Below are 17461 nucleotides of genomic sequence, written 5' to 3'. Positions count from 1 at the left end.
CGGCCCCCTCCGGGAGCCGCTCCCCTGCGTGCGTCTAGCGGGCGCCCGCGGCACCGCGGCGGATGCCGAGGCGCTCGACGAGCGCACGGAAGCGCTGGATGTCCTTCTTGGCGAGGTACTGCAGCAGCCGGCGGCGCTGGCCGACCAGGAGCAGCAGGCCACGGCGCGAGTGGTGGTCGTGCTTGTGGAACTTCAGGTGCTCCGTCAGGTCGGAGATGCGACGCGAGAGCAGAGCCACCTGGACCTCGGGGGAGCCGGTGTCACCCTCCTTGGTGGCGAACTCGGTCATGATCTGCTTCTTGGTCGCGGCGTCGAGAGACGACACTCGTACTCCTCGGGTTGTGCCGCCGAGCGCCCCTGGTCTTCTTCACAGAGGTACTTCGATACTCGGAAGGCCGCTCCAGGGTATCAGCGCGCCCGGACCGCTCCGTCCACGGTCGGCTGCCGGACCCCGGCCGCCTCAGTCGCTGGTCAGCGCGCGGGCCGAGGAGTAGACGTCGAGCACCGCGAGGCAGAGCGGGAGGAGCGTCAACAGGACGAAGGTCTCCAGGATCTCCAGCGACCTGCCCCAGAACGGGGTGACGCCGCTGCGCGGGACGATCAGCGCGACCGCGGTGGCGAGCGCGGCGGCCGCCGCCAGGCTCGCGGTGAGCCAGACGGTGCGGATGTCGAGGGCCGCCCCGTCCCCCGCGAGCATCTCGCGGACGGCGTCGACCGGCGGGTTGAGCGCGAGCCCGACGGAGAGGAGGACGAGGGAGCCGAGCCCCGCCACGAGCGCGCACGCCACCTGCGAGGTGTACCGGAAGAGCCGCGCCCGCAGCAGCATCGCCAACCCGGCGGCGAGCGCGAGGAGTTGGCCCCAGCCGTTGTCGGAGAAGCCCAGCACGGCCGCGCTGCCGACGACGACGGCGGCGCAGCCGCCCACGAGGCCGACGAGCATCTCGTGTCCCCGCCTCGCCCGGGCCGCGATCGCCTCGCCGTCGACGGGCCCGCGGGTCTCGGGGGCGGCGTCCGGGTCGGCGAGGTAGTCACCGCCGCCGGAGTGGGGCGGATCGAAGCCGATGGGCAGGCGCGCGAAGCGCGTCGAGAGGCCGGGCAGGAAGGCGAGGAGGCCGACGGCGAGCGGGGCCCCGAAGGCCGCCGTCTCCACGGGGCTGAAGTCGGCGAGGATCGCGACGAAGGTGAGGAGCGTGCCGACGGTGGAGGTGAAGGCGGCGGCGACGAACGGGCCGTCGCCGTGCGGCGTCAGCGCGATCAGCACGGTGGAGGCGACGAGCACCGCGACGCAGCCGAGCAGGAACTGGAGCCTCCCGACCCCCTGCCCCGCAGCGAGCGGGAGCAGCCCGGAGCCGGCGATCATCACCATCGGCAGGGCGCCGAGCCCGAGCGCGACGGCGGAGGCGCGGTCCTCGTAGACGCGTGCACGGACGGCGGAGAGGGCGACGAGCAGCACGCCCATGACGGACGCGAGGATGCCGGCGAGGCCGTGCATGTCGTGGCCGACCGGATCGGCGAACCAGAGCACGAAGGCCATGGCGAGCAGCAGCACGGCTCCGCCCGTGAGTCCCGCGGCGCGCATCTGCCCGTCGTTCCACATGCGCCGCTCGCGGGTGACGCCCGTGGCCACCGCGTCGGAGACGTCGTCGAAGACGGCGGGCGGGAGGGACTCGGCGAACGGGCGGAGGCTGAGCACCTCGCCGTCGAGGATGCGCTGCGCGAAGAAGGAGCGGGACGCGTCGAGCACGGTGCCGTCGCGCCGTACGAGGTGGTAGCCGACGGGGGCGCCTTCGCCCGGGGCCTGGCCCGAGAGGCGGAGGATCTCCGGGTAGATGTCGGCGACGGGGATGTCCTCGGGGAGCGCGACGTCGATCCTGCTGTCGGGTGCGACGATGGTGACGCGACAGAACCCCGTCTCCGCGGCGGTCGCCGGGCCGTGGCCCGAGGTGCGGGAGGCGGCCGCGCGGCTGCGGCCCTGTCCCTGGCCGGCGGGCGCCGGGGTCGTCGTACTCACCTGCGGGTCCCCCTTGTTCGGACTGCTCCGGTGTCTGCGGCTGCGCTGCGCGGTCTTACGGGCGGCGGGCCTCGGCTCGGCGGGCGGTCCGGCAGATGTGCGCCGGTCTTCGTCGCTGCGCTCGCCGCGCGACACCCTACAGCTCCCCCGCAACTCCCGCGGCCAGTAGGATCACTTCGCGCAGTGGAGACCCGACCGCGTCGCGCCACGCAGCCCGACGGACCGGCCCTTGTCGTACGCACCGCACGTGCCGGCGGAGGTGAACGACCGCAACGTCTCCGTCAACGCGTCGGCCGTCGGCCGCAGTTGTGTCGGGTGAAAGCACGGGCCCGCGAGGGAAAACGAGGGGGAACCAGGAAGTGGTGCGACCGTGACCCAGATCGTCGTGAAGCGTCCGTCGCGGGCACTGCCCACCGAAGTGCCGAGCGACACGCTCCAGTTGGAGCCGCCGCCCGAACTGCCCCGCGGGCAGCAGGAGGGCGTGCTGATGCAGGTCATGCCGATGCTCGGCATGGGCGGCTCGGTCGTCTTCTTCTTCATGCCTGGCGCGCACCCGTTCATGCGCATCATGGGCATGCTGATGCTCGCCTCGACGGTCGGCATGGCGGTCGCGATGATCATCCGCTACCGCAGGGGCACGCAGGGCCAGTTGGCGCAGATGCGCCGCGACTACCTCAAGTACCTCGCCCAGACCCGGCGCAAGGTGCGCAGGACGGCGGCGAAGCAGCGCGACGCGCAGTTCTACCTGCACCCGGAGCCCGACCAGCTCTGGTCGCTCGTCGCCGAGGGCAGCCGGGTCTGGGAACGCCGGTACACGGACGAGGACTTCGGGCAGGTCCGCGTCGGCCTGGGCGAACAGCAGCTCGCCACGCCCCTGGTGGCCCCGGAGACCGCCCCCGTCGACGAGCTCGAGCCGCTCACGGCCGGCGCCATGCACCAGTTCCTCAACACCCACAGCACGCTCGGCGGGCTGCCGATCGCGGTCTCGCTCCGCGCCTTCTACCACATGACGGTGAGCGGCGAGGCCGCCTCCGTCTACGGCACGGCGCGCGCCATGGTCGGCGGCCTCGCCGCGCTCCACTCGCCGACGGACCTGGTGGTCGTCGTCGCGACGTCGGGACCCGCCCGCAAGGAGTGGGAGTGGGCGAAGTGGCTGCCGCACGTACAGGACCGCGAGAACACCGACGGGGCGGGACAGCGGCGCCTCGTCCTCGACGACGCACTTGAGCTGGAGGACTACCTCGCGGTGAAGTTGGAGGGCCGGCCGCGGTTCAATCTCGACGCGGAGCCCGTCCCCGAACAGCCGCACGTCGTCGTCGTGCTCGACGGGGTGCAGGTGCCGCCGACCTCCGTCCTCGCCGCACCCGAGGGGCTCCAGGGCGTGACCGTACTGGAGGTCGTGGCGGGCGAGTTGGACGCACCGCGCGGCGGGCTCTCCGCCGTCGTCCACGCCGGGGAGCTGCAGTTGGAGTCCGGCCACGGACTCGTCTACGACGGCGTCCCCGACCAGCTCTCGGCCCCCGCAGCCGAAGCCCTCGCCCGGCAGCTCGCGCCGCTGCGCGTCGCCGCCTCAGGCGCCGACGACGACGAACCCCTCCTCGCCAAGCTCGACTTCACCGACCTCCTCAACCTCGGCGACGCCGCGTCGATCGACCCGACGCGCACCTGGCGGCCGCGGTCGCAGGCCGAGCGGCTGCGCGTGCCGATCGGCGTCGGCGTCGACGGGCAGCCGGTGATGCTCGACCTCAAGGAGGCGGCGCAGGACGGCATGGGGCCGCACGGGCTCTGCGTCGGCGCGACCGGCTCCGGCAAGTCCGAGCTGCTGCGCACGCTCGTCCTCGGGCTTGCGGTCACCCACTCCTCCGAAACGCTCAACTTCGTCCTCGCGGACTTCAAGGGCGGCGCCACCTTCGCCGGCATGGCGCAGATGCCGCACGTCGCCGCCGTCATCACCAACCTCGCCGACGACCTGACCCTCGTCGACCGCATGGGCGACTCCATCCGCGGCGAGCTCAACCGCCGCCAGGAGATGCTCCGCGACGCCGGCAACTACGCCAACATCCACGACTACGAGAAGGCGCGCGCCGCGGGCGCCCCCCTCTCCCCCATCCCGTCGCTCGTCCTCGTCATCGACGAGTTCAGCGAACTCCTCACCGCCAAGCCCGACTTCATCGACATGTTCATCCAGATCGGGCGCATCGGCCGCTCGCTCGGGGTGCACCTGCTCCTCGCGTCGCAGCGGCTGGAGGAGGGCAGGTTGCGCGGTCTGGAGACGTACCTCTCCTACCGTGTCGGGCTGCGCACCTTCTCGGCCGCCGAGTCCAGGGCGGCGCTCGGCGTCGTCGACGCGTACCACCTGCCCTCGGTGCCCGGCTCGGGCTACCTGAAGTTCGGGACGGACGAGATGGTGCGGTTCAAGGCCGCCTACGTCTCCGGCGTCTACCGCTCCGCCGACTCCGACCACGAGCCCGTACCGTCGGGGCCGCTGCCCGCGGGGCGGCGTCCCGTCCTCTTCACCGCGGCGCCCGTCGAGGTACCGGAGCATGAGCCCGCGCCCGTCGCGATGCCGAGCCCGCGCAGCTCCGCGGACGACGACGCGCTCGCCGACACCGTCCTCGACGTCGTCGTCCGGCGGCTGGAGGGCCAAGGGTCGCCGGCGCACCAGGTGTGGTTGCCGCCGCTCGACGCCCCGCCCTCCCTCGACCAGCTCCTGCCCGGCCTCTCCGCGACCCCGGAGCGCGGACTCACCCAGGCCGACTACCCGCGCAAGGGTGAACTCGTCGTCCCGCTCGGCCTCGTGGACAAGCCGTTCGAGCAGCGCCGCGACCCGCTCTACCGGGACTTCTCCGGGGCCGCGGGGCACATGCAGATCATCGGCGGGCCGCAGTCGGGCAAGTCGACGCTCGTGCGCACCCTCATCTCGGCCTTCGCCCTCACCCACACGCCGGCCGAAGTCCAGTTCTACGGGCTCGACTTCGGCGGTGGCGGGATGTCGGCCGTGCAGCACCTGCCGCACGTGGGCGGTATCGCCTCGCGCCTCGACCCCGAGCGCGTGCGCCGTACCGTCGCCGAGGTCTACTCCATCCTCAACAAGCGCGAGGAGTACTTCCGCGCCAACGGCATCGACTCCATCGCCACCTACCGCAGGCGCCGTGCCCGCGGCGAGATCACCGACCAGGCGTGGGGCGACGTCTTCGTCGTCGTAGACGGCTGGGCCAACTTCCGCGCCGAGTACGACGGGCTCGACCAGGTCATCACCGACATCGCCGCGCGCGGGCTCGGCTACGGCGTCCACGTCGTGATCACCGGCTCGCGCGCCATGGAGATCCGGGCGGCCCTCAAGGACCAGCTCGGCAACCGCCTGGAGCTGCGCCTCGGCGACACCATGGACTCGGAGTTCGACCGGAAGGTCGCGGCCAACGTCCCCGCGGGCGTACCCGGACGCGGCCAGACACCGGAGAAGCTGCACTTCATGGGCGCCGTCCCGCGGATCGACGGCGTCGAGTCCGACTCCGTCCTCTCCGACGCGACCGCCGAACTCACCAAGGCCGTCGCCGACGCCTGGACCGGCAACCCCGCCCCCGCGGTCCGGCTCCTCCCCCGCGAGCTGCCCTCCGCCCAACTGCCCCCGGGCGATGCGGCGCCCGAGCGCGGCGTCGCCTTCGCCATCGACGAGAACAACCTCGAACCCGTCTTCGTCGACTTCGAGACCGACCCGTTCTTCCTCGTCTTCGGCGAGAGCGAGTCGGGGAAGACGGCGCTGCTGCGGCTCCTCACCCGGCAGATCACCCAGCGGTACGGTCCGGAGGAGGCGAAGATCGTCGTCGGCGACTACCGGCGCTCGCTCCTCGGCGCCGTTCCCGGGAGTCACCTCATCGAGTACGCGGCGATGTCCAACGCCATGGAGGTGCACATGAACGCCCTCCAGGACCTGATGGAGCGCCGCCAGCCGCCCCCCGACGTCACGCAGCAGCAGCTCCGGGACCGGAGCTGGTGGACCGGGCCGCAGATCTTCATCCTCGTCGACGACTATGAACTCGTCGCCACCTCCAGCGGCAACCCGCTCTCCGTCCTCACCGAGAACCTGCCGTTCGCCCGCGACATCGGCGTCCGCTTCATCATCGCGCGCTCCACCGGCGGCGCCTCGCGCTCCATGTTCGAGACGTTCATGACGCGCATCAAGGAACTCGGCGCACAGGGCATCGTCCTCTCCGGGGACCCCGGCGAGGGGGAACTCCTCGGCAAGGTCAGGCCACGGCCGATGCCGGCCGGCCGCGGGGTTTTCGTCTCACGGAAGCGGGGGAATCCGCTGGTGCAAGTCGGCTGGCTCCCCGAGGAGTTGTAGGCGAGCACTCCGAACAGTCATACGGCGTCACCCTGAGTTGCTAGGGTGACGCCGTTCTTCGTGTGCGTTTCTGCGCCCCCGAATCGCCCGTACAGAAACGGTGGTTGACGTGAGCTTCGAACGGGAGTGGGCCGAACTCAAGGCAAAGGCCGGGGGCGAGTAGGCCCAACGCCTCCAGCTCAACCAGTTTCTACCACCGGACAAGGCAGGGCTCCTCGTCAGCCAGGACGACCTCGGTGGCGTGGGGCACGAGGCGTTCGTCCTCCACCGTCAACTGCGCAAGGACGCGGACGTCACGGGCAGCTTCGGCCACGGCGAGAAGGCGGACACGGTGAGAGCGGCGAGCGAACTCACCAGTCACTCCTTCGAGTTGGGCAAAGCGCTGAAGAAGACCAACAGCCTCTGGACCAGCAAACTCCGCACCGTACTCCAGGGCTGCGCGCACATATCCAACCACCTCGACTACATCAACATGTACATGACGCCGCTCAGGATGTTTCCGATGAAATCACTGACACACACAGCTCCCCCCTAACCGGGCTGATCAGGCGAGGTTTCCTTGAAAAGAGCACACAAGGTGTGGCTGGGGTCGAGCGCCGCTGCGGCTCTCAGCGTCATACTCATCGTCACGCTCACTTCATCGAACGATCAGCATTCCGATTCATCACCGCCGAAGCGTGTGTGCCGGGACAAGGTTCCTGGAAAAGAGCTTCAGTATCTACTCCGCAACAGCTCATCCCTCTCCGAGGAATCCCCCAGGATTCCCCAAGGCGCCCCTGTCCTACTGCCAGCTGGCTAGCGACGGTCAAAGCGTTAGCGCCGAAGTCAAACGTAGCGGCCCCTTTCCAAGCAAGAGAAAGGTGCTCAAGGACAAGGAGCACCCAATCTCGTTCGGCCGCGACTACGGATATTACGTCCCGTAGAGCAGAGCACTGCGTCTGCTGATCCCGTGCCATGCACTTCCTCGCTCGAGGGGCACGATCCCTCTGCTCGTCACAGCAGATCGCATGCGAGGCAAAAATATCGAATCTCACGAGAAGACACAGGAAGCACTCCTCAGATTCTCCGGACAAGTGGCACGGGCCGTCGCCAAGGAATTCGATTGCAACGGGTGGGAGAAGATTTCGAAGCAGCCTCCCAAGCCGGTGCGCGGAGAAGGAGTCTGACACGACGTCTCGCGCCGACCGTTCGATTGCACTGCAGCGCCATGAGCGGGGAAACTAACAGGCGTACACAGCAGGATAGTTGGGCGGCGTGTGTTGTCCAGGGAAGAAGTGTGGAGTCTGATGGGTACGCAGCAGGAGAAGGACGAGCTGTACGGGCGGGACATCTCGGGGCTCGTGTGGGAGAGCGCGCCCGGTGGGCCCGAGGACGAGAAGGTGGAGATCGGCAAGTTCGAGGACGGTGCGGTGGCGATGAGGAACTCCAAGGAGCCCGAGGTGGTGCTCCGCTACACCGCCGCCGAGTGGGAGGCTTTCGTACTCGGCGTGCGGGACGGGGAGTTCGACCTGGAGCCGAATGAGCACAACGGCTAGCTTTCTGAGGCAAGTTGACGCACCGAGGGCGGGCACCTCCCGCGCGTGCCCGCCCTCGTCAACGACCGTGCGTACCCGGCCGGTGGTGGTTGCTCACATGCCGAACTGCGCGGCGGCCTTCTTGTCGGTGGCGCTGTAGTCGCCGCTGGCGATGTGCACCTTGCTGACGATGGCCGTAAGGGCCTGGTGCACCTCGTCGACGTTTTGGTTCCACTTCGTCTGGACCGTCTGGTAGGCGGTCTGCGCCTCGCCCTCCCAGATGTGGGCGACCTCGCCCATCTTCGACTGGATCTCGCCGAGGTCTTCCTTGAGCTTGTCGGCCTGTCCCTTGATGTTTTCTGCGATCTGTTCCAACGAGCCGTAGTTGACGAAGAGCTCGTCTCCGCTCGGTGTTGTCATAAGAGTCTCCAAAGAGGTTGAAGCGGAGGTACAGGTGGCCGGGCTCAGTACTGGTTGAGCGCCGAAGCAGGCTTACCCCCGCCGTCGACGCCGACACCGGAGTCCACGACGTCCACCCCGCGGAACGCCTGCGCCACATCGTCTTCGTTGTTGCCCGACAGCTTCCGGGTGGCCTCGACCGCTTCGAGGTACTGCGCCAGGAGCTGGTTGAGGTTCGACATACGCCTGTTGACAGCCGCCTGCGCCCTGTTGAACTCGGCGGCACCGATGCCCTTCCAGGCTCCCTCGAGGATGTCGAGGTTCGCGTTCAGGCTCTTGACCTGGCTGTTGATGCTGTTGATTTTTTCCAGCAGTGTGGTCTCAAGCCTTTGGAGAGTGCCGTCACTTACCCTCTGGTTCGCCATACGGCATTCCTTTCTGCACGATTGATGGTGCTGTACTTCTGACGTTGGTTGGCTGCGACCGTCCTACCCTGCTCGCCGTTTCCGGAGGACTAGGGCCACGGCACCACCGATCACGACCACAGCAGCAACGGCGCCAACCCCCCACCATAGGGCGGAATTTGAGCTTCCGGAATCGGTTTCGGCCGCAGCCTCATCGGCCTGTCCGGCTCCGTTGCCTGCCTTGTTGTCGCCACTGCTGGATGATCCCTCGGAGGGCTCAGCGGCCGCTGAAGGAGAGGAAGTACCCGGGTTCCGGATGAAGTCGCCGTTCTCGGCGAAAGCCGGCTGGGCGGGCTGGCCCGGATCGCCCTTCCCGGCGAGGATGTTCTCGCGCGGACGCACGGTTCCGTAGCCGAAGTACTTACTGGGCTTCTTCCCCTCCATCATGCGGCCGGTGGTGCTAACCAGGACACGGGCTACCTGGTTGGCAGTCCAGTCGGGGTGCTTGGACCAGATCAGGGCGGCGGAGGCGGAGGCTAGGGCCGACGCGATACTTGTACCCGAACTTGAGCAATAGCCTTCGAATTTGCCGTCACACCAAATAGGCAGATCAACGCCAGGAGCAGCGAGAGAAACATGCTGCCCGTTTCCGGATGTATCGCCCACCGTGCCGTTTTTATCGACTGACCCGACGCCGATTACCTGACTGTAGCCAGCGGGGTAATTGTTCTTGTTCTTTCCCGCGCCATCGTTACCGGAGGAGGCAAACATCAGTTTGCCCTTATGTGCAGCGTAGTTGACGGCTGCTTCCAAGTCTGGGTCCGAGTACTCGCCACCAATAGACATATTGATGATTTTTGCCTCGGAATCGGCAGCTGCTCGTAGCGCCTCAGGGAGGGTGTCCTCTCCCTTCCCTCCTCGCATCCCCTTACCCTCGGTGCGGATAGGGATAACTCGAGATTCAGGCGCTAGCCCCCGAAGGCCCCCGCCCCTGCCACTCCCAGCGATCATTTCAGCCATTGTGGTCCCGTGACCAATCTGATCGTCGGTGGCACCTCCAGGAGCACCCGACACATCCTTACCTGGAAGCACACGTCCGCGTAGCGATGTCGTTCCGGAATTCACACCAGAGTCGACGACCGCAACCTTTATACCTTTCCCTTTAGATGTTTCCCACATCTCCTCAGCCTGCATTGGCTTCAAATACCACTGATCAGGCCGAGCATCCGCCAAGGCCGGAGACGCCATCGAAACCACAGCCAGGGCAGCGACTATGCCAACGCTCCATCGCCTAGCACGATTCTTTCCGCTCACTGTTGAGCCACTGCCCCTTCTCTTAGCACCTACTCGATGACCGACGGCATTGCGCGAGGACGCCCACTCACCCAAGTCTCTTCGTCTTCAGTCAAAAAGTCAGGACGCTTGTCCAATTTCTCTGAACGCTCACGCCCAACGGACCGAATTCCGCGCCCAGTACCAACCGCCTCATTGCCCTTACGATGAAGGAGACCGGTACCCCCCTGTGTGAACTCCCCACTTCGTCCCTGAGTGGACGCAAGAGACCGCGGGCGCCCCGAAACCCCACCTTCTTGCGGTGACGCCTGAACTTTCCTCCCGTCACCAGCCCGACCCGGACGGACAACGCCTCTTCCCGCAGCCACGCCGCGTTCACCGCCGACGGCTCCTCCACGAGGGACCGCGGCACCCCGCCCACTAGTCGCCTGCCCGCTCGGCTGGCCTCCAACGACTCCGTCTCCCCGCGCACTGCGCGCGGCCCCGCCGAAGGCTCGTCCACTCATCGGGTTTGAGGCTGGTCGCCCAACGGATCGTCCACTCACGGGGCTTGGGCGTCCTGCCGTCCCCGTGTTTCTGCCGGGAAGTGATCGTTCGCCTTGTCCTGGCCCACCGGTTCGGCTCGCCGAGCCGGAACGCGCTGATCCCTCAGTCGGCCCTGGAGCAAGGTTCCGGCCAATAGGCCTCCTTACCTCGGACGGCCCACCGCTCCCTGTAGATCTGCCAAGCGGCGTCGCTGTGCGCGGAATTCCCCCGACCCCTGGAACACGCATAGGCGGTGCAGATGTCATAAAGGGAACGGAGCCTGGATGCTGTGCAGGGCCCGATCCAGATACCGGTGCAGTCGGAGTGTGGTGAGTCCCGAGCGGCGCTGCAGCGGTGGAAGAGGCCACGCTGTCGGTTGATGTTCCCACCGCGTGGTCCGGGAGTACCGGACTAGGTTCCGCCGAGGTCCCGACCGAGTTGTCGCCCCCTGCATTGATCGAGGCCGCCACGCTCTCACGCATTTCGCCAGGAGCGGCGGGGCTGGTGCCAGAGGCGCCTCCTGCTGCAGGGACTCCACCAGGTACCTCAAACCCTCTCACTGGCCGCGGCACCTGCGGATCCTCCATCGGCTCGAACACCGGCTCCGGCTGCATGGCGATGGTGTCGTGGGTGACCTGGTAGTACGAGGAGAGCTTGTTCATCTGGGTGATGGCTTCCTGGCGGTGCTTCTCCGTCTTCACCGCTGCGGTGTACTCGTCGTTGGTCTCGACGCGCTTGGCAGCGGGGATGTCCTCGGGTGCCTTCTGGAGGATGCGGCTGTCGCGCGGGGGCATCGCCGCCTTCACCGCGGCCAGGCCTTCGCCTGCGGACTTCAGTTGACTGGCCGCGGTGAAGGTGTACTCGGCGAGGTCCAGGGTGGTCGAGCCGAGCTTGCCGCCCCACTTGTGGAAGCTGCTGCCCCCCTTGCCCTCCCAGGCCACCTCGCCGACATGCTTCTTGAGGTCGTCGCCGATCCGCTTGATGTCCTTGGCTGCCTGTTCGAGGGCGCCGCCCGTCGCCGTCAGGTCGCTCGGCTTCGCGTTGTCGACCATGTCCAGCATCGCGTTGAGCTCGCGCTCTTCGAAGTTGGTGCTGCCGATGCGGGAGAGGCCGGACATGCTGCCCAGGAACGGCATGTTCTTCATCCCGCGGAAGCCCTGGCGTAGTTGGGCCATGGCCACCTGGGCGTCCATGCCCGTGAGCTTCGACTCGCCGTCGCCACTCATACTCGATCCCCGTTCTTCTTCCTACAGGCCCGGATCGTCGTTGCGGTCGGTCTCGCGCTCCTCCGCCGGGCGGCTCGCCTCGTACCGGTCCTTCGTGCGCTGATGGATGTCCCAGAAGCGCTGCCTGACATCCTCTTCGAGGTTGTCGAAGCCGACGTCAGCACCGTGGACCGCGATCTTCATCGCTTCGATCTGGTCGCCGAAGGTCTGCGAAAGGGTGGTGAGGTGGGTGTGGACCCGGTTGTACATGCGGTAGAGGTCGGCGGCCTCGGCGAAGTCAGCGGAACCGAACGACGCCTGCTGGAGGGTCTCGCGGCTCAACTGCGACTTGGACGCCGGGGAACTGTCCAGGCGCCGGAGGATGCCGTCCACCCGCTTCTTGAATTCCTTGAGGGTCTCCGCCTCGCGCTTGAGCTGCGCGGCCGCCCCAGCCGCCGTCATCGGTTGTGCGGACAGCCCCACCTCGTCGTCAGGCAACCCCACGAGGTTCTCCCCCTCCACCCGTAGCAGTCTTCAGATGTGCACGGTGCGTGCACACGCCACTTTAGCCACCGCGCTCCAGTGTTCCAACTGCAAAGTCGAGGACGTGACTTGACGCACGCGCGGTTCCCCGTCCCCCCGCAGTTCGCGGTCGGTCAGCGGAGGCTGCGCTTCCGCCGCCAGTCCCTGTAGACCAAGGAAGCACCGCCCACGACGGCCACCAGCGTGCCACCTCCTACCAGCGCGTAGGTACCGATTCGCGTGTTCCGCTCCTGCTCGGTCTCGCCGATCTCGAGCTTTGCAGGTGTCGGCAGCTCCCCTTTGGCGACGCCTTCGTCGGCTTCGGGTCGCTCGATCCGGTGATCGTCCTCGCTGACGGCCCTGACCGGGTCGACGACGCCCCACCCGACGAGGATGTCGTGGCCGGCGATCGACCGCTCCGCGGTCTGCTCGATCTGCGCGGTGATCTCCTTGTACGTCCACCCCGGGTGCTTCGCCTTCAGCAGCGCTGCGACACCCGCCACGTACGGCGCGGAGAAGCTCGTGCCGTTGTCCGCGCAGTGCCCGCCGAGCGGCACCGTCGAGATCATGTCGACGCCCGGCGCCGCAACGTCGACGAACTCCCCGGCCTGCGAGAACGGCGCTCGCTCGTTGTTCCGATCGGAGGAGGCGACGGCGAGGACGCCGGGGTAGGAGGCCGGGTAGGTCCGCTTCACCTTGCCGCCGAGGCCGTCGTTGCCCGCGGAGGCGACCACCACGATGTCCTCCGAAAGGGCGCTGTCGATGGCGTACTTGAGGATCGAGTCGTGCCGGATCGCCTCCTCGGTGTCCTGCGAGATGTTGATGACGTCCGCGCCCTTTTTCACCGCGTGGACAATGGACCTGGCGAGGGACTTGACGTCGCCGCTGCCGTTCTCGTCGTTCTGCGTGACGGGGATGATGGTGGCGCCCGGCGCGAGCCCCACGAACCCGGTGCCGGCAGCGGGGCGGGCGGCGATGATGCCGGCGACCTTCGTGCCGTGGCCGACGCGGTCCCCGGTGCCGTCGTTCTTCCCGCGCTCGGTGGCGACCCCGTTCTTGCTCTTCGTCTTCTTCAGGAAGTTGGCGCCGAGACTCGGTGCGACGGCGGCCTTGAGCTGCTTGTTCTTCACGTCGACGCCGGTGTCGATGACGGCCACGCGGACGCCCTCGCCCTTGGTGTCCTGCCAGAGCTGGTCGAGGAGCACCCGCTGGAGCGCCCAAGGCCGCCCGGTGTAGCTCTTGTTGGGGAACTTGCACTGCGCCGAGGTGTCGGCTGCGGCCGGCGTCGCGCCGGCGACGGGGAGCAGCGCGGCGGTGCACGCGGTGAGCCCGGCGAGCACGGCGACGCGGCCGGCCCGGCGGCGGGACGCGGTTCGGGCGCCGGGCATGCTGCGCGCGGCGTGCGGTGTGTGCTGGTGGCCCATCAGCTCCCCCTCACGACCCCTGCGGCTGCCGGGCCGCAGACGTCCCCAACCGAGGCCCGGTGGGCAGGAATTGGGACCACGCGGCCGGGATCGGCGCCGGCTTGATGTTCTCGTACCCGAGCCGCACCTGGGCCTCGCTGCCCTGCGCCTGCTGCTGCCCGCTCTGCTCGTCCTGCTTGCCGTCGGTGCCGATGCCCGCGTCGTCGCCCGCGCTGTCGTTGTTGGCCTGGAGGGCGTAACGAAGGCCCGTGTCGGTGGCGAGGAAGACGGAGCCGGCCTTCGTCTCGTTGCCCTTGATCTGACGGAAGAGCTGCCCACTGCCCGGGGTGACGTACGCGCTGGTGGAACCGGTGGGAAGCTGGGCGGGGAAGTCGCGTCCCGCCCAGGTGCTGAGGGTGGTGGTGCCGGTCTTCTCGTCGACCTTGCGCAGGACGTTGCAGACGGTGTTGCGGGCACCGGCGGTGGTGCGGGCCGAGTTGACCTTGACCGCGCGCTCCGTCGGCCAGTCGATACCCGCGTCGAAGGCGCGCTTCCCCGGAACGATCGCGCTCGGCGCCACCGTCGTCGCCCTGCCGTTCTGCCCGCTCGGCTGCTCGGTCTTGCTGAGCAGCAGGACGGCAGTGAAGTCGGAGACGGGTACGACGCGTCCGGTGAGGACGAGATAGTGCTGGTAACCGGTGCCGGCCCGGGCTCGCAGCACCATCCCCACCCGGTCCGCCTCGCCCAACTCGTCGGAGGCGCCGGCGCGTTGGTTCACCCGGCCCGGCACCTGCGGAAAGTTGATCTCGTCACCCTCGCGGAAGGTGGCGAGCCACTCGTTCGAGACGCGCTGCGGCTGCTCGCTGCGGAAGAGTGTGCGCAGCAGCAGCTCGTCCTCGGGCACGGGGTACTTCACCCCCTTGCTGTCGACCGCCCACCGCTGCCCGCCGCGGTCCTCGACGAAGAGCAACTCGCCTCCTCTCAGGCGGCGTTGCCCCTCGGTCCGCTGCGCGTCCCGCTCGGCGAAGACGAACGCGGCCTTCTGGATGGCGCGCCCGCCCTGCCCCGGACGCTCGCAGACGGCCCAGCGCTTGGCGGCGCCCGCCTCTTCGGGCTCGGGGAGGCGGTCCGGGCCGTACGGGATGCCGATGGTGGCGCCGTGCGGTATGTCGCCGCCGTCGAGGACCTCCTCGTCGACCTTGACGACCTCGCCCTTGCCCGCGTCGAGGAGCAGCCGCGCCGAGGCGAGGTTGAGGACGGGGTGGAGCTGCTTCTTTTTGTTGGTCTTCAACACCACGTATCGAGTGGTGGACTTGCTGCCGACGATGACCTTCTCGCCGACCTCGTCCCACTTCTCGGGCTCCTTGGGTTTGAACATGCCCCATGCGCCGAACCCGGCGAGGACGAGCGCACCCACGACCATCCCGGGCAGCACGGCCCGCAGCGGTCGCGGTGCGCCCTCCTCGGTGCCCGTCTGCGAGGGCTGGAGGAATGCCGCGTTGAGCCGCTTCTTCGCGAAGGTGTAGGCGTTGAGCTCGTCCCGCCGTGATGCCATGAGTGGTGCGTCTCCCCTGCTGATCCCCGTCGGCCGTCGGATGCGGCCTCCGCCTCGGGTGCCGCGACGCCGGCACGGCCCCTACTATGCCGGTTGCACACTGCTGCGCGCCGCTCAGGTAGGGTGATCGACCGTTCAACGCCCTTGACCGCCGGGCGCATACGGACAAGAGGGGGCCTTCGGGATGGCAATGGCGACGCGTACCCGAGGCTCCGTCACGCAGCGGCAACCGGAGTCGGCACCGGTCAACTCCGCGCCGCGCACGCCTGCTTCGACCGCGCTGCGGACCGAGTTCCGTACCAACCGCCTCGGGCCTTTCGCGCTGACCCAACTGGTGCTGCTGGAGCTGGCGGCAGCCGTGCTCCTCGTCGCCGCCGCCGTGCACGGGCTGATGCTGGTCCCTGCGGCCGTCGTCGCCGGCGCGCTGGTCTGCTTCGCGGTGCTGCGCCGCCACCACAGGTCGGTCGTCGACTGGTTCTCGACGCACCTCGCGCTGCGTTCCCGCAGACGTCAGATGAGCGGCCCCCTGCCCTCCGAACTCCTCGATACCCAGGGCAGGTTGGGGGTGGACGCCGGATTCGCGCCGGCGGCCGAGTGCGTCCCCGGGCTGCACACGCAGGCGTACGTCGACCGGGACAGGCGCACCGTCGGGATGCTGGGGGACGGTACCTTCCTCACCGCCGTGGTGCGCGTCGAGGCCGTCGACAGCGCGCTGCGTCCGGCGTTCGGCGCCCGTGCGCTGCCGCTCGGGCTGCTTCACGACGCACTCGAAGTCGACGGTATCCGGCTGGAGTCGGTGCAGATCGTGCAGCACGTCCAGCCGGCACCCGCGCCGCACCTCCCCGAGCAGTCGGTGGCGCGCCACAGTTACGGCCCGCTCCAGCAGCAGACGGGCTCGCCCGCACTGCGGCTCACCTGGGTGGCGCTCAAGCTCGACCCCGAACTCTGCCCGGACGCCGTGCGGTTGCGCGGTGGCGGGCTGCTCGGCGCGCGCCGTTGCCTCGTACGCGCCGCGGACCACCTCGCCAGCCGTTGCACGGGCGCCGGCTTCCGTACGACGGTGTTGAGCGAGGAGGAGCTGGTCTCGGCCGTCGCCACCTCGGCCTGCGTCAACCCCGTCGCGACGGCGAGGGCGAGCCAGCCCGACACCCCGCCGGCCCGGCGCACCACGGAGACGGCCCGCGAGTGGCAGTGCGACGACCGGCACCACAGCACCTACCAGGTGGGCCGCTGGCCGGAGTTGGGCCGCGCCGCGACGCCGCTGCCGCGTCTTGCGGCGCTCCTGACCTCGGTGCCGACCTTCACGACCACCTTCAGCCTGACGGTCGGGCGCTCCCGCGGGAACAAGTCGGCGGCCCTCGCCGGGCATCTGCGGGTGACCGGCCGTTCGGAGACGGAACTGGACTCGGCCCGCCGACACCTGGAGCGCACGGCGCGCTCCGCGAAGGTCGGACTCGTCCGGCTCGACCGCGAGCAGTTGCCCGGCGTCCTCGCCACCCTGCCGCTGGGAGGTGCCCACTGATGCCGACGACGGGACGCAGGGGCCTCGTGGGCCCGAGGCGCGCCGAACACTCGCTGGCGCACGAGGAGTTGGGGGCGCTCTCCCTCCCCATCGGCGACGACGGCGTGGTGATCGGCGCCGACGCCGAGGGCCGGCCGCAGGTGATCGGCCTCCACCACCCCGTGCCGTACGACGTCCTCCTCGTCGGCGGCCTGTGGACGGCGCAGGTGCTCGCGCTGCGTGCGGCGGGCACGGGCGCGCGGGTGGCCGTGGAGACGGGTCGGGCGCAGGTGTGGAGCAACCTGGTGCAGGCGGCCGGTGCGGGGCAGGAGTGCATCAGCCTCCACGACGTCGGCCGCGTGCCGCCGATGGGCGCGACGGTCAGCAGCCCGGTGCTGGTGGTGCGGGACTGCGGTATGCGGCCGCCGCGCGGGCGCGTCGCCTCGATGGCGTGGCAGTCGGTGGTGACGCTGCTGCCGTATCTGAGTCCCTCGGCGCCGCGGTTGCTGCGGAGCGCCTCGCTCGTCGGCGTGCAGCGCGTATCGCCGGACGAGGCGCGGGAGATCGGTCGCCGGATGCAGCTCCCCCAGCGGGACGTCGACACCCTCTCCACGCTGGGCGACGGCGTGACCCTCTGGTGCACCCGGCACGACCGCCAGTACGCCGTGACGCAGCCGACCGACGCGGAGTCGGGTCTGCTCGGCGTCCCGAGGCGCCTGGACTGACGACCCCGCGGACCCTCGGCGCGACACCGATCGCCGCGGCGCCGGGCGCCGTTGGTGCG

The 17461-nt window shown here is 69.0% G+C and carries 14 protein-coding genes; 6 read left to right on the top strand and 8 right to left on the bottom strand.

Annotation, left to right across the window (positions count from 1 at the left end; translation table 11 throughout):
* Window positions 1-34 precede the first annotated feature (34 nt).
* A complete protein-coding gene (rpsO, locus tag F603_RS0127735) occupies window positions 35-325 on the bottom strand; it encodes a 30S ribosomal protein S15 (protein WP_016909802.1) in 291 nt (96 codons plus the stop codon).
* A 135-nt stretch (window positions 326-460) separates the two neighbouring features.
* Window positions 461-2011 (bottom strand): type VII secretion integral membrane protein EccD, encoded by a 1551-nt coding sequence (gene eccD, locus F603_RS0127730; protein ID WP_019549192.1) that lies wholly within the window; start codon window positions 2009-2011, stop codon window positions 461-463.
* A 370-nt stretch (window positions 2012-2381) separates the two neighbouring features.
* On the opposite strand from eccD, the gene F603_RS0127720 reads away from it, so the two are divergent.
* The 3 genes from F603_RS0127720 to F603_RS0127710 all read left to right on the top strand — a co-directional run bounded on the left by F603_RS0127720 (window position 2382) and on the right by F603_RS0127710 (window position 7891).
* Entirely contained in the window at window positions 2382-6356 is a 3975-nt protein-coding gene (locus F603_RS0127720; protein WP_019549190.1) for a type VII secretion protein EccC, read from the top strand.
* A 241-nt stretch (window positions 6357-6597) separates the two neighbouring features.
* The gene (locus F603_RS33650) at window positions 6598-6891 is read left to right on the top strand and encodes a hypothetical protein (protein WP_019549189.1); all 294 of its coding nucleotides are present in this window, start codon (window positions 6598-6600) and stop codon (window positions 6889-6891) included.
* A gap of 751 nt (window positions 6892-7642) precedes the next feature.
* A complete protein-coding gene (locus F603_RS0127710; RefSeq protein ID WP_019549188.1) occupies window positions 7643-7891 on the top strand; it encodes a DUF397 domain-containing protein in 249 nt (82 codons plus the stop codon).
* Window positions 7892-7984: 93 nt separating this feature from the next.
* Here the strand turns inward: F603_RS0127710 and F603_RS0127705 are convergent, their stop codons facing one another.
* The 3 genes from F603_RS0127705 to F603_RS34420 form a co-directional block, all read right to left on the bottom strand.
* Window positions 7985-8290 (bottom strand): WXG100 family type VII secretion target, encoded by a 306-nt coding sequence (locus F603_RS0127705; RefSeq protein WP_019549187.1) that lies wholly within the window; start codon window positions 8288-8290, stop codon window positions 7985-7987.
* Window positions 8291-8334: 44 nt separating this feature from the next.
* Window positions 8335-8694, bottom strand: a complete 360-nt coding sequence (locus tag F603_RS0127700; protein WP_016909809.1) for a WXG100 family type VII secretion target — start codon at window positions 8692-8694, stop codon at window positions 8335-8337.
* 63 nt (window positions 8695-8757) lie between these two features.
* The gene (locus tag F603_RS34420; protein WP_342665938.1) at window positions 8758-9852 is read right to left on the bottom strand and encodes a S8 family serine peptidase; all 1095 of its coding nucleotides are present in this window, start codon (window positions 9850-9852) and stop codon (window positions 8758-8760) included.
* 1265 nt (window positions 9853-11117) lie between these two features.
* Here F603_RS34420 and F603_RS35270 point away from each other — a divergent pair.
* On the top strand, window positions 11118-11657 hold the full coding sequence (locus F603_RS35270) for a hypothetical protein (protein ID WP_158678700.1): 540 nt from the start codon (window positions 11118-11120) through the stop codon (window positions 11655-11657).
* Between the two features lie 81 nt (window positions 11658-11738).
* Here F603_RS35270 and F603_RS0127690 read toward each other — a convergent pair whose 3' ends face one another.
* From F603_RS0127690 to eccB, 3 genes are all read right to left on the bottom strand, one after another.
* A complete protein-coding gene (locus F603_RS0127690; RefSeq protein WP_019549185.1) occupies window positions 11739-12218 on the bottom strand; it encodes a hypothetical protein in 480 nt (159 codons plus the stop codon).
* 134 nt (window positions 12219-12352) lie between these two features.
* Entirely contained in the window at window positions 12353-13642 is a 1290-nt protein-coding gene (mycP, locus tag F603_RS0127685) for a type VII secretion-associated serine protease mycosin (protein ID WP_019549184.1), read from the bottom strand.
* A gap of 10 nt (window positions 13643-13652) precedes the next feature.
* On the bottom strand, window positions 13653-15176 hold the full coding sequence (gene eccB, locus F603_RS0127680; protein WP_019549183.1) for a type VII secretion protein EccB: 1524 nt from the start codon (window positions 15174-15176) through the stop codon (window positions 13653-13655).
* Between the two features lie 184 nt (window positions 15177-15360).
* Between eccB and eccE the strand changes: the two genes are divergently transcribed.
* Window positions 15361-16698: a type VII secretion protein EccE gene (gene eccE / locus F603_RS0127675; protein WP_106431419.1), complete on the top strand. Its 1338-nt coding sequence runs from the start codon at window positions 15361-15363 to the stop codon at window positions 16696-16698.
* Window positions 16698-17402 carry a hypothetical protein gene (locus F603_RS0127670; RefSeq protein WP_016909817.1) on the top strand — a complete coding sequence of 235 codons (705 nt, stop codon included), beginning with the start codon at window positions 16698-16700 and terminating at the stop codon, window positions 17400-17402. The genes eccE and F603_RS0127670 overlap by 1 nt, the downstream gene beginning before the upstream one ends.
* Window positions 17403-17461: the final 59 nt, after the last annotated feature.

Source organism: Streptomyces sulphureus DSM 40104 (genome assembly GCF_000381025.1).
In the GTDB taxonomy this organism is placed as follows: domain Bacteria; phylum Actinomycetota; class Actinomycetes; order Streptomycetales; family Streptomycetaceae; genus Streptomyces; species Streptomyces sulphureus.
This window is presented reverse-complemented; position numbering and strand designations above follow the sequence as displayed.

Coding starts and splice junctions, on each gene's coding strand:
- F603_RS0127710 (WP_019549188.1), top strand. CDS start 7,643: ATGGGTACGCAGCAGGAGAAGGACGAGCTGTACGGGCGGGACATCTCG.
- F603_RS34420 (WP_342665938.1), bottom strand. CDS start 9,852: ATGTGGGAAACATCTAAAGGGAAAGGTATAAAGGTTGCGGTCGTCGAC.
- F603_RS0127700 (WP_016909809.1), bottom strand. CDS start 8,694: ATGGCGAACCAGAGGGTAAGTGACGGCACTCTCCAAAGGCTTGAGACC.
- F603_RS0127670 (WP_016909817.1), top strand. CDS start 16,698: ATGCCGACGACGGGACGCAGGGGCCTCGTGGGCCCGAGGCGCGCCGAA.
- mycP (WP_019549184.1), bottom strand. CDS start 13,642: ATGGGCCACCAGCACACACCGCACGCCGCGCGCAGCATGCCCGGCGCC.
- F603_RS0127705 (WP_019549187.1), bottom strand. CDS start 8,290: ATGACAACACCGAGCGGAGACGAGCTCTTCGTCAACTACGGCTCGTTG.
- eccB (WP_019549183.1), bottom strand. CDS start 15,176: ATGGCATCACGGCGGGACGAGCTCAACGCCTACACCTTCGCGAAGAAG.
- eccE (WP_106431419.1), top strand. CDS start 15,361: ATGGCAATGGCGACGCGTACCCGAGGCTCCGTCACGCAGCGGCAACCG.